The organism is Lysinibacillus sphaericus (assembly GCF_001629735.1).
GTDB classification, from domain to species: Bacteria; Bacillota; Bacilli; order Bacillales_A; family Planococcaceae; genus Lysinibacillus; species Lysinibacillus pinottii.
The window spans coordinates 1,647,933-1,660,204 of the sequence record NZ_CP015224.1 but is presented as its reverse complement, the minus strand read 5'-3'; the positions used below and the strand labels follow the sequence as shown (position 1 = coordinate 1,660,204).

At 39.6% G+C, this 12,272-nt stretch carries 11 protein-coding genes, 1 pseudogene and 1 other annotated feature; of the genes and pseudogenes, 8 read left to right on the top strand and 4 right to left on the bottom strand.

Features of this window, described 5'->3' with window-relative positions:
• Window positions 1–22: 22 nt before the first annotated feature.
• Entirely contained in the window at window positions 23–607 is a 585-nt protein-coding gene (locus tag A2J09_RS08060) for a DJ-1/PfpI family protein (RefSeq protein WP_036161802.1), read from the bottom strand.
• Between the two features lie 138 nt (window positions 608–745).
• Between A2J09_RS08060 and A2J09_RS08055 the strand changes: the two genes are divergently transcribed.
• The 5 genes and pseudogenes from A2J09_RS08055 to ileS all read left to right on the top strand — a co-directional run bounded on the left by A2J09_RS08055 (window position 746) and on the right by ileS (window position 6,376).
• Window positions 746–1,192 carry an Lrp/AsnC family transcriptional regulator gene (locus A2J09_RS08055; protein ID WP_031416066.1) on the top strand — a complete coding sequence of 149 codons (447 nt, stop codon included), beginning with the start codon at window positions 746–748 and terminating at the stop codon, window positions 1,190–1,192.
• Between the two features lie 346 nt (window positions 1,193–1,538).
• Complete coding sequence (locus A2J09_RS08050) at window positions 1,539–2,090, top strand: hypothetical protein (protein WP_227256850.1); 552 nt, start codon at window positions 1,539–1,541, stop codon at window positions 2,088–2,090.
• Entirely contained in the window at window positions 2,087–2,326 is a 240-nt protein-coding gene (locus A2J09_RS24160) for a hypothetical protein (protein WP_227256849.1), read from the top strand. The genes A2J09_RS08050 and A2J09_RS24160 overlap by 4 nt, the downstream gene beginning before the upstream one ends.
• A pseudogene (locus A2J09_RS24650) lies at window positions 2,263–2,744 on the top strand (DUF2785 domain-containing protein). The gene A2J09_RS24160 and the pseudogene A2J09_RS24650 overlap by 64 nt, the downstream one beginning before the upstream one ends.
• 243 nt (window positions 2,745–2,987) lie before the next feature.
• Window positions 2,988–3,224: a binding site (T-box leader), on the top strand.
• Between the two features lie 59 nt (window positions 3,225–3,283).
• Window positions 3,284–6,376: an isoleucine--tRNA ligase gene (gene ileS / locus A2J09_RS08040; RefSeq protein ID WP_036161797.1), complete on the top strand. Its 3,093-nt coding sequence runs from the start codon at window positions 3,284–3,286 to the stop codon at window positions 6,374–6,376.
• A 41-nt stretch (window positions 6,377–6,417) separates the two neighbouring features.
• Here ileS and A2J09_RS08035 read toward each other — a convergent pair whose 3' ends face one another.
• On the bottom strand, window positions 6,418–7,020 hold the full coding sequence (locus tag A2J09_RS08035) for a LysE/ArgO family amino acid transporter (protein WP_012294644.1): 603 nt from the start codon (window positions 7,018–7,020) through the stop codon (window positions 6,418–6,420).
• A 106-nt stretch (window positions 7,021–7,126) separates the two neighbouring features.
• Here A2J09_RS08035 and A2J09_RS08030 point away from each other — a divergent pair, with 106 nt between their 5' ends.
• Together A2J09_RS08030 and A2J09_RS08025 are read left to right on the top strand one after the other, a co-directional pair.
• On the top strand, window positions 7,127–8,587 hold the full coding sequence (locus A2J09_RS08030; RefSeq protein ID WP_012294643.1) for an aminotransferase-like domain-containing protein: 1,461 nt from the start codon (window positions 7,127–7,129) through the stop codon (window positions 8,585–8,587).
• A gap of 146 nt (window positions 8,588–8,733) precedes the next feature.
• Window positions 8,734–9,918, top strand: coding sequence for an oxalate decarboxylase family bicupin (locus A2J09_RS08025; RefSeq protein ID WP_036161794.1), 1,185 nt, complete (start codon window positions 8,734–8,736; stop codon window positions 9,916–9,918).
• 37 nt (window positions 9,919–9,955) lie between these two features.
• Here A2J09_RS08025 and A2J09_RS08020 read toward each other — a convergent pair whose 3' ends face one another.
• On the bottom strand, window positions 9,956–11,107 hold the full coding sequence (locus A2J09_RS08020; protein WP_036161791.1) for an MFS transporter: 1,152 nt from the start codon (window positions 11,105–11,107) through the stop codon (window positions 9,956–9,958).
• A gap of 98 nt (window positions 11,108–11,205) precedes the next feature.
• Between A2J09_RS08020 and yeiL the strand changes: the two genes are divergently transcribed.
• Entirely contained in the window at window positions 11,206–11,868 is a 663-nt protein-coding gene (gene yeiL / locus A2J09_RS08015; protein ID WP_036161788.1) for a transcriptional regulator YeiL, read from the top strand.
• Between the two features lie 46 nt (window positions 11,869–11,914).
• Here yeiL and A2J09_RS08010 read toward each other — a convergent pair whose 3' ends face one another.
• Window positions 11,915–12,214 (bottom strand): hypothetical protein, encoded by a 300-nt coding sequence (locus tag A2J09_RS08010; protein WP_012294639.1) that lies wholly within the window; start codon window positions 12,212–12,214, stop codon window positions 11,915–11,917.
• Window positions 12,215–12,272 lie beyond the last annotated feature (58 nt).

Sequence of the window (12,272 nt, the reverse complement as noted above, 5' to 3'; positions counted from 1 at the left end):
GTGTAGCCTACTTTTTTATCAATTAACGAAAGCCCATTAAGTCTTTTACTCTTGCTGTATTTGAGGTAGATGTCAGTGTTTCCAGTAAACAAAAGGCTACATCAAAGCCTGTTCCTGGATTGGAAGAAGTAATAATATGGTCTGTTTGTACAATTCGCTCGTTGACAACTGTCGCCCCAAAGCTTGCTAGCTGCGCTAATCGTTTACTAGTTGGATGATTGTAGGTTGTCGCCTGACGATTGTGGAGAATACCGCTATGTCCTAATATTAAGGAAGCCACACATATCGTTGCTATTGGTTTTTGCTGATCGTCAAAATGTCGAACAACCCTTTGAAATTCCTCGCTAAAGGCATCCTCATAAAATCCCGCTTCCTCAAAGCCACCTGGAATAGCCAAGGCATCAAAGTCGGCTAAATCAATTTCATGCAGCAATTTTTCAGGAGTGACCTTAAAATTCCATGTGCATTGAAGCTGTGTATGTAATCCTACCGTGACAACCTCTGTTGTTCCATCACCCTCCCATTTATTCCAACCTAGTACATCTGTAAAAACACTTGCTTCCACAGCCTCGAAGCCATTTGCTAAAAGTAACATTATTTTTTTCATTTGTTCTGCCTCCTTTATGCTTTTATTGTAATTAAAGAAGCTAATCGTTAACAGAAGCTATATAATGTAATTTAGATAAATCTCCTTATTAAAACAGGAATTATATAAATAAAAGTTAATTAAGAAAGGTGATTAATGGTGGATCAAATTGATATTCACATTTTACAGCAGTTACAGCAGAATGCTAAAATTTCGATGAAAGAATTAGCTGCTACTGTTCATTTATCTTCTCCCGCTGTAATAGAACGCGTCAAAAAGCTCGAGGAACAAGGTGTGATTGAAGGGTATCACACTAAAGTAAACATCAAAAAAATGGACCGTACGATTCAAGCGATTATTTTATTTAAATCCATCGATTGTAAAAGTCTATCTGCTTTTTGTAATAGCCACCCGGATGTACTCGAATGTTATCGCGTAGCAGGGGAGATTAGCTATATTGTCAAGCTAGCAACCTATTCTGTAGAAACATTAGAGCAATTTATTGATGCGACCATGCCCTATGGTACACCCTCTACTAATATCGTGTTATCTGCAAACGAAAAAATGGTGATTACACCTTTTACGGATCTTAACGATAATATGTAGGCTCAGGCGACTTCTGCAAAGCTTCCCTTTAGTAATGTCTTAAAAATGGTGATGGAGTGGAAGTGCCATATTACGAGACGAATGGCAAATCAGTATGAATGTGCACATCGACCAACATGTTCAATAACTAAGTCTGTTTCAAATGGCAGGCTTTTTTTTTGTTTGTATCCAACCTTTTAATCTTTTCTGGTTCCAGTTACAATAGTTGTAATATTTTTCTAATTAAAGAGGTGGTCAGTTGGTATTCGCTCTATTGGATAATGGGACTGCTTTTTTCCTAAGCCTGCCACTCCTACTCATTTATTTAAAAAGTAGGTCCCGGGATGAGTCCACTTGGCGCTGGTCAATGTCATTATGGATTGTTAATTACTTAGGTATTCGATATTTTGTCTCGTTTGGAGATGTGTTTTGGGTAGTCCTATGTTGGCAGTTACTATTTTTGTGGCCTATAAGTATTGCTATGTATATCCATTTATTCAACAAAGAAAAGAATTGGGCATTTTACATAGGTTTGAAGAAGAAGCATGTACTTCTTGTAGCGTCCTTCATGGTTCTATTCGGTGGTACTCTAGTTTATTCACTATTTCAGGCAAATGAGCAGGTAATTGCTTTTCACCGGCAGGTAATGGAAGAAATTGAGTCTAATCCGGATCGTCAAGAATATTTAATGTATCATACAATTGCACCTTCTACACTTCTTGGTGTAACCGATGATATAGCTGAGGTTCGTAGAGGGCAAATATATGCTTCCACCTTACCCTGGCGTAGCAGGGTAATTGTGCACACGGATGATTGGCAAAAGGAATTTACATATGTCCGTTTTAATAATGGTTGGAAGTTAGAGGGGCTCTACCGGGAGAACATAACCATAAGGAATAAAGGGGAGTTTGACAATTGATACAGGATATATTGATGGCAGGTGATTTAAAAGATAAGCTAAGCACAATAAAACAGCGTCAAACAACATGGGAACAAGTGAATCAAGAACAGCTATTACAGTCCATGCTAGCCCATATCGGCTCGACCGATAGTGAGCTAAGAGATACCTATATTTATAGTGGCTTCTATGAATGGATACTCGAAAAAAATTTGTTAGATATCGTTATAGGACAGACCTCTGGCATTACTGCTTGAACCATTTATTATGGAAAGATATTGAGGAAGTGGCATCAGATGGGGTCTTTACTAGTTCCTTTACACCTTTATTGGTTGCATTTATTTTAGCAAGAGATTTAGAGGATGATTTTTTAACGCAGGACAGGATAGACGAAGGTCAAACAAAATTACTGGCTTATGTAAAAGAAGAAATGGATGGAAGGGCTTTGTACCTGGCAAGGGATGGGCGCATAGTGTAGCACATGTATCAGGTGCGATCGATGAACTTGTGAAAAATCCTAAAATAAAGAAAACTGCCTATGTTGATATGTTACATGCATTAGGGTCCATTTATTTACAGCCTCAATATATCTTTATTCATGATGAGGATGAAAGGCTGTTAGTACCCATTTTTGCGATGTTGGAGCGAGGCTTAGCACAAAATGAGGTAGTCTGATCATTCCAGTAAATTCCATCAATCCTATCCACATTAAAAGATTAAGTGGACGAAGAGTATTTTTATCATGTAAGGTTTAATAGTAAAACATTGCTAAAGAGCTTTTTTATTCAAACGAATCACCAAGCTCAGTATGCAACCTTGCATCAAAGCATTATCACTTGTCTAAATGAGATTAATTAAGATTGTCCACCGTTGACAGACAATTGGTAAATCTGATAAGATGAGTGACAATAAAAGCATACAAATTCGTTGATGAGAAAAAGTAATGTTTCATTTTGTTCTACAGAGAGCCGACATTTGGTGGAAGTCGGTGTGCAGGTGTTACATGAAAATCCTCTCTGAGAAGGTTGGCTGAAAACAGTAAGCTAACCCGGGTGTCTACCGTTAAAAAGAACACGTATGATAGTACGTTGCTGAGTGCTATTGACTGGCGTCAATAGAATTAGGGTGGTATTCGCGGTTAACCCCGTCCCTTTCTTGGGACGGGGTTTTTTGTATGCCTTTTATACAAAATAGAATTGTATAGGAGGAATTAAATGCAAACAGAACAAAAGAAAGAAACGACGCTTGAACGAGAAACACGGATACGGACATTGTGGGAGCAAGAGGGAACATTTTTAGCCTCTGTCACAAATCGAGCTGGACAGCAGCCCTTTGTATTTTATGAGGGACCACCGACAGCAAATGGTTTACCACATGTTGGGCATGCCTTTGGAAGAACGATTAAAGATGTAGTGGCCCGCTATAAAACAATGCAAGGTTTTTTTGTTGAACGAAAAGCAGGCTGGGATACACATGGTTTACCTGTAGAACTAGGAGTAGAAAAAGCCTTAGGTATCTCAGGGAAGCAGGAGATTGAGAAGTATGGAGTGGAGCGCTTTATTCAAGCGTGTAAAAATAGTGTTTTTACCTATGAACAGAAATGGCGTTCCTTTACAGAACAGCTTGGCTATTGGCTTGATATGGATGATCCCTATCTCACATTAAGCAATGATTATATAGAATCGGTGTGGCATATTTTAAGTCATGTTCATAAGGAACAGCTTTTATATAAAGGGCATCGTGTTTCACCATATTGCCCGAGTTGTCAAACATCCTTAAGCTCACATGAGGTAGCTCAGGGCTATAAGGATGTGAAAGATTTATCTGTCACAGCTATGTTTAAGCTTGCTGATTGTGATGAATATTTCTTAGGCTGGACCACAACACCATGGACATTACCCGCCAATGTAGCGTTGGCGATGAACCCATCTTTACAATATGTACGGGTAAAGCAAGGGGATCAGGTATTTATTTTAGCCAAATCTTTGGTTTCTAAGGTTTTCACTGAAGCTGTGGAAATTTTAAGTGAGCATACTGGGCAGGAATTTGCTGGTGTGTCTTATCAGCCACCATTTTCATATGTAACGGTTCATCAAGGTCATGTTGTCGTGATGGCTGATTATGTCACGGAGAATAGCGGTACAGGGATTGTGCATATTGCTCCAGCGTATGGGGAGGACGATTATAAAACGGTTCAACAGCATGGCTTGTCCTTTGTCAATGTAGTGGATCTGAAAGGCTGTTACACAGAAGAGGTGCCGGAGCTTGTCGGACGATTTGTAAAAGATTGTGATGTGGACATTATAAAAATGCTTGCGAAAAAGGAGCTCTTATTTAGTAAAGAAAAATATGAGCATAGCTACCCGCATTGCTGGCGCTGTGATTCTCCATTATTGTACTATGCAACGGATAGCTGGTTTATCAAAATGACCGCTTTAAAAGAGCAATTATTACAAAACAATCAGCAAGTGACTTGGTATCCTAGTCATATTAAGGATGGGCGATTTGGCAACTTCCTCGAAAATATAGTGGATTGGAATATAAGCCGCAACCGCTATTGGGGTACGCCGTTGAATGTCTGGATTTGTCAGAATTGCGGTCATGAGGAGGCTCCTCATAGTATCACAGCGTTAGAAAAATTAGCCAAGGGAGCTGTCGATCAGCAAATAGAGCTTCATAAACCGTTTATTGATGAAATTGTTTGTACTTGTCCTACATGTCAAGGAGATATGACGCGGACACCAGAGGTAATGGATGTATGGTTTGACAGCGGCTCAATGCCATTTGCACAGCAACATTATCCATTTGAAGATGTCAAGGCTTTTCACAATCAGTTTCCAGCAGATGTTGTGATTGAGGGAATCGACCAAACACGTGGTTTTTTCTATAGCTTATTAGCGGTTTCGACGTTATTTACTGGAAAGCCTGCTTATAAACAGGTGTTATCGTTAGGGCATGTGTTGGATGAACATGGACAAAAGATGTCAAAAAGTAAAGGCAATGCATTAGAGCCTGTAGAGTTAATGGACCAATATGGGGCAGATGCATTACGTTGGGCATTTTTAGTTGATAGCTCTCCTTGGAATCCAAAGCGTTTTTCCAAAAAGATTGTGGTGGATGCCAAATCAAAGCTAGTGGATACATTGGATAATACATTTAAATTTTATCAGCTCTATGCCAACATTGATGGATTTACGTATGATGCTATAAATACTGGTACACGAACACCTTTAGATCAGTGGATATTGTCACGATTGCATCACACAATTCAGCTTGTGACGGCAGCTATGGATGAATTTCAATTTACGTATGCTACAAGAGAAATCGCACAATTAATGGAAGAACTAAGCAATTGGTACATTCGTCGATCACGTGCAAGATTTTGGGCACATGGGCTGACAGCGGATAAACGAGGTGCATTTAGTACCCTTTATGAGGTTTTAACGAACATTTGCCGATTACTTGCACCATTTACGCCCTTTATCACCGAAGATATTTACCGACAATTAACAGGCAAGAGTGTGCATGTAGAAGACTACCCAATCTACGAAGAAAAGCTTGTGAATCCTCAGCTGGAACAAGAAATGTCTACGGTTTTAACGGTTGTAGAGCTGGGTAGGAGTATACGTAATAGTCAAGGAATGAAGGTCAAACAGCCTTTAAGTGAGCTTATTGTTGAGGTGTCTGGAGAGCTGACTGGCTATCAAGCTTATAGCCAGTTAATACAAGAGGAATTAAACATTAAGGCTTGCATATGGACGCATGATTTTTCAGCTTATGAAAGTGTCCAATATAGGCTTAATTTTAAAACAGCTGGTACTGCTTTTGGTTCACAGGTCAATCAAGTAAAATCGTATATGATGACGTTAACGGATGAAGAGAAAGAACAGCTACAGCAAAATGGGGAAGTGCCCATCATAGTGGAAGAGCAACAGCTAACATTATTATCAAGTCATGTCATAGCTGAAGCGATTGTGAAAGACGACTATATTTTAGCTGAAGATAGCAAATGCCGTGTATTGATGAATGTTCAATTAACCGAGAGTTTGCTACAAGAGGGACAAATACGAGAATTAATTCGGTTCATCCAAGATTCTCGTAAAAAGTGGCAGCTGCCTGTTGAACAATATATATCCATCGCCTTTTGCGGTAGTGAAGAGGTACTTTCCGTCATTCAACAGCATGAAGCGTTATTACAAGCCAATGTACTAGTCAAATCCATACATTATGGCGAAGAATGGACAGAAGTGAGATCGGCAGAAACAGAGCTATTTGATGAAAAGCTCACTGTTTATATCTCCTTATAAAAGAAATGCTCAGGATTCATCCTGAGCATTTTCTCTGTAGGTTACAGTAAGCCAAATGCTAGATAACAAGCTGTCGCCCAAATGAAAATCGCTGAGCATCTATTAAAAATTCTCATCACATTTCCGGAGCTATCAAGCTTTTGGAAAGAGGATCCAGTTACAGTAAGGCCAAAAAACCATAGCCAAGAAATAAGGACACATGCTGTAGTGAAGATGAATTGCTCTGTACCACTATATTTTAAGGCACTCGTACCAATCACCCCAATAGTATCTAAAATGGCATGTGGATTTAGAAGTGATACAGAAAGTGCAAAGAGAATTTGTTTTTTTACGGGAAGTGCCTCACTCTTATTGCCAGTTACTGGACTTGAACGCCAAATCGTATAGCCCATATAAAGTAAGAACAATATACCAACCGACATTAAAGTAATGCGTAACCATTCAAATTGTAAGACGATTATTGACAGACCAAATACCGCCAGTAATATTAGCAATGTATCGCAAATGGCAGCTGTCAAACTAGCTGGCAGCGCTCGCCATATAGTTGGTTGTGTAGCACCTTGAGAGAAAACAAAAACATTTTGTACGCCTAATGGCAAAATGAGACCAAATGCTAAAATGATGCCGTGAAGAAATGCTTCCAATGATTAATCCCTCCTTTCCTTCATCATTTTAGCTATGGTATCACTAAAAGAAAACGACCAATTGGATGGTTTTTTATCCACCCAATTTTAAATGGAGGCGATAACCATGGGCTGGCAACCAAGTAGAAAAAGTGGCCATACATTACAGCAACAAATTGTTCAGTGGGTAACTGCCCAAGTCGAACGAGGAGATTGGGCAGCAGGGACTAAACTGCCTACTCAAAGACAACTGGCTATGCAATTCGGTGTAAATCGCAGTACAGTTCAACAGGCTTTAGATGAATTAAAAGCGATCGGTATTCTTGAAGCAAAGGTAGGTTCAGGAGTTTATGTCACTCGCAATTCCTGGCATGCATTACTTCAACAAACACAGCCAAATTGGCAAAAATATATCGAAACGAGCCTGCATAAACCAAATTACCATACAATCCAATTAATTAACGAATATGAGCAGCGTGATGATGTGATTCGATTAGGGACAGGAGAACTAGCACCAAGTCTGTTACCAACAGAGGAAATTGAAGCTTCACTAAGGGAGCTATCCTTGCAGCCCAAAACATTAGGCTACTCATCACCACAGGGCAATGATCAACTCCGGGCAGCTATCTGCGATTATGTACAAAAACGAGGCATCGAAGCGGAGCCTCAGAACGTTTGTATTGTCTCTGGTGCATTACAAGCTTTACAGCTAATTGCCGTTGGTTTACTAGAGCAAGGGTCCATCGTTTTTCAGGAATCAACCTCCTATTTGAATTCTGTTCATCCATTTCAATCGGTTGGTATGCAAATGATTGGGATACAGCGAGATGAACAGCTTGCTCAAACACTATCTCAAAGGAAACGAAAAAAACAAGCCGTGTTTTATGCCATTCCTACATTGCATAATCCAACTAACCATGTATGGACATCTTTGGAAAAAAAACAGCTATATGAGGTCTGCCAAGCAGCACGCATTCCTATAATTGAAGATGATGTTTATCATGAATTGCTTTTTGATGACCCGTCACCACCCATTAAGGCAATGGATAGTAGTGGACAAGTTCTATATATTGGGAGTGTCTCCAAAACCTTAAGTCCTGGGTTACGCATTGGCTGGCTAATCGGTCCAACGACTGTTATCGAACGATTGGCAGATATTAAAATGCAAACGGACTACGGCTCAAGTGCCATTTCACAAGAACTTGTGCTACATTGGCTACAATCAGGGAAATATGAAAAACATCTTATACGTTTACGACAGCAATTACAGGATCGTGCTGATTTTACAGAACAAATATTACAGGAAAAGTTTAGAGAGTTAGCTGATTGGAATAAGCCAAAGGGAGGCTTTTACATTTGGCTCAAGTTCCATTATCCTGTTGTCGATAAGGACTTCTTTGTCAAGCTATTACAGCATCGTGTCTTAATTAACCCAGGCTATATTTATGATCCTCAAGATCAGCATCATATTCGTTTATCCTACGCCTATGCAACCTATGAGGAAATGCAGGAGGGTTTACAAATTTTATATGATTATGTAGTGGAGGCTACGGATATTGGTAACGGTAGCAAAGTGAGTAAGAAGTAAGAAGGGGACACTCTGAAATTGTTGAACAGAAACGATTGATTGCATAATTACCTGTGAATGTAAAGGGCATAATCCGAGCTGTATACCCATACATTTTAGAGAATCATAGCATTTCAGTTCGATTTCTAACATAAAGAGGTGAATGATTGGAAAATTTGTCGTCAGGTTATTTTCAGGTGCCCCAACCCATACGTAGTGATGGGGCAGGAGGCATAGATAAAGGACCACGCGATATAATGAGAGATTTAGAAAATCCCGATATGCTGGTGCCCCCAACAACAGATGCAGGTTTGATTCCGAACCTACGATTTTCATTTTCAGACACACATATGACCTTAAATCAAGGGGGCTGGTCTCGCGAAATTACGGTACGTGAATTACCAATAGCGACCACATTGGCTGGTGTTAATATGAGTTTGACACCGGGCGGCGTACGTGAGCTACACTGGCATCAACAGGCAGAGTGGTCCTACATGTTATTGGGGCATGCACGTATTACGGCGGTCGATCAAAATGGCTGTAATTTTATTGCGGATGTAGGCCCTGGCGATTTGTGGTATTTTCCACCAGGAATACCGCATTCCATACAAGGCTTAGCGGACGGCTGTGAATTTTTATTAGTATTTGATGATGGGAATTTCTCTGATCTCAATACGCTTTCCATTTCTGATTGGTTTGCTCATACGCCAAAGGAAGTGCTATCAGCGAATTTTGGTGTTCCAATTCGTGCCTTTGATGATATTCCGAGTGAACAGGTGTATATTTACCAAGGCAATGTACCAGGATCGATTGACTCGCAAAAAATTCAATCTCCCTATGGTAAGGTGCCACAAACTTTTAAACACCGTTTGTTGGCTCAGCCACCATTGAAAACACCGGGTGGCAGTGTACGCATTGTTGATTCGACCAATTTCCCAATCTCTAAAAATATTGCGGCAGCATTAGTGGAAATTGAGCCAGGTGCAATGCGGGAGCTGCATTGGCATCCGAATAATGATGAATGGCAATATTATTTACAAGGAAAAGGGCGTATGACGGTATTCACTGGGGATGGAACTGCTCGAACATTCGATTATCGCGCAGGAGATGTCGGCTATGTGCCGTTTGCGACCGGTCACTATATTGAAAATACAGGTACGGAGCCATTATGGTTTTTGGAAATGTTTAAAAGTGACCGATTCCAAGATGTATCGTTGAATCAATGGATGGCACTAACACCAACTGAGCTGATACAAAGCAATCTACAGGTTGGTCCGGAGCTAATACAAGCATTAAGAAAGGAAAAGTGGCCAGTGGTGAAATATCCTGGATTTTCCTATTATCCGAAATGAAAAACGCAGGTGAAGTAATTCTCACCTGCGTTTCATATTAATATTGATATTTGCGTCGTGTCATGAGCACTATAGCGATGGCTGGAACGGTACAAATTAACATGGCTGCAAAGGATAAACCAGGCGATAGCTCGTATAAATAGCCTCCCAAAAATGTCAGGATGGCTGTACTTAACCCCATCGCTAATGCTGAATATATACCCTGTGCGTTTGGAATTTGCTCCTTCGGTAGGGTTTGTGTGAGATAACGAATAAAAGCAAAATGTGCCAGAGCAAAGGAGAATGCATGCAATGTTTGAGAGGCAATAAATACCCAAACATTTGGGAACATAAATATGAGTAACCAACGTAGAGAAGACCCGCTAGCTGCTAACAGTAATAATGAAGAAGAACGCCATTTCGTAAATAAAGTATCAGCCTTCATAAAGTATAGGATTTCGCAAATAACGGCGATATTAATAATCATGCCCATATAAAATGGATCTACTTGTAAATCTTCTAAATAAATATAACCATAGCTATAATAGGAGGCATGTGCACCTTGCAATAAAATAACAATGAATAAAACAATTGGGAAACCTTTAATAGTCCATAGTGTTTTCATGGACAATGATTTAGCACGTTGCTCCTTTGTTGGCACAATAAGCAATTCCTTTGGTGTAGCGAATAGCTGCATAAGCAGCATGCCGATTAAGCCAAGGATCATGCTCCAAAAGATAATATTTTTACCGAATACCCCTGTTAGCATACTTATAATTAATACGGCAATCACAAAGCCAAAGGAACCATAGGAGCGGCTTTTACCATAATGAATGTTGCCAGATTGGACAAGCGTTGCAGCACTACTTTCAACAGCTGGTAACAGTGCTGGGTAAAAAATACTAAACAAAATTGTGACCACTAATAATGCACTAAAGCCCGAACTTGGTATGTACAGCAGTGCTGTCAGAAGTGCACCGACTGCTAAAATGGTAATGAGACGTTTATTGTTAACATATTTAGCGAGCGTGGGGAAGAAGAATAGATTAGACGTGGCTCTAGCGAGTAACCCACAGCCCATTACAACGCTTGCTTGTGATACTGTCAAATGTTTAGCATCCACAAGCCAGCCTGTCCAGTAGGGTAAGAATATGCCCCAAGTAATAAAAAATGTAAAGAAATTTTGAGAAAGCCATCGTTGATTATTCATAAATTTACCGTACCTCCATTTAACTATGTTGAATAATAGCACGTTCATCGCTACAATAATGTGAGATATCTCATATTTTTCAGAGGAGAGAGTAAAAAATGCATATTCTAACAGCTGAAACACGCACCCATTATCTCGAAAAATACCCTATTCATGATTTCTTCTCCTTTGACATTAATCCCTATATAGAAGTTTGTGAATTTGACAAAGGAGAATGGATTTTCCAGGAAGGCTCTTTTCCAGAGACATTGTATTACATGATTGAGGGTAAGGCGAAGCTCTATATGACGCATAAAAATGGCAAGGTTTCACTCATCGAATATTTAGAGGCACCACGTTTTATGGGGGAGATTGAATTGCTGAATGAGGCAAGATATACAAAGGGCATTCAAACGGTATCTAAGACAATTTGTTACTCCATTACCCAATCATGTAAGGAAAAGTTACTTGCTGACGCTTTATTTTTACGACGACTTTGTGTGTTTTTAGGGGAAAAGGCCACAAAAATAACCTCCAAATATACACAAAATCAGGCATATCCTTTTGAAAGTCGTTTAGCAGCCTTTATTCAATTATCGGCTGATCAAGGTGTTTATAAGGAAAAGCATACAGAGATCTGTGAGTATTTAGGGGTTTCCTATCGCCATTTATTATATGTATTGGCACAGTTTTGTGAGGAGAAAATTTTAGAAAAACGCAAGACAGGCTACCATATTATTGATGAAAAACGTCTCGCACAATTGGCTCAGGAGATTCAGTAGTTGGGGAATTAAAAATAGGTGGAGTATATAAACCGTCGTTCAGACTTCAAATAAAGAAGTCATGGATAGATTTGTTATATTCACTTTTTTTAATGAGCCAGCGAGCAATTTCCTTGCCGCTATAATAAAAGTCTACTTCATTAACCCTGTTTTTTTGGATGGATTTGTCTAAGGTGCTTTCCATAACGTCAAAAGGTAGAACACCGATACTTACATGTTTGTTTGGTAATAAACTTTCAAGCGGCTTCCTTACAGTTTGTATCGTTTCACTGCTTTGGTTTACAGAAAATGTAAGTAGTTCTCCTTGTGCTTTTGTTGTGCTTAATGAGTAACCAGTACTTTTCATTCAACATGCCCCCTTTTGTCGTTACATTTATTGTACAAGACTGGTTCGAAAAATAGCC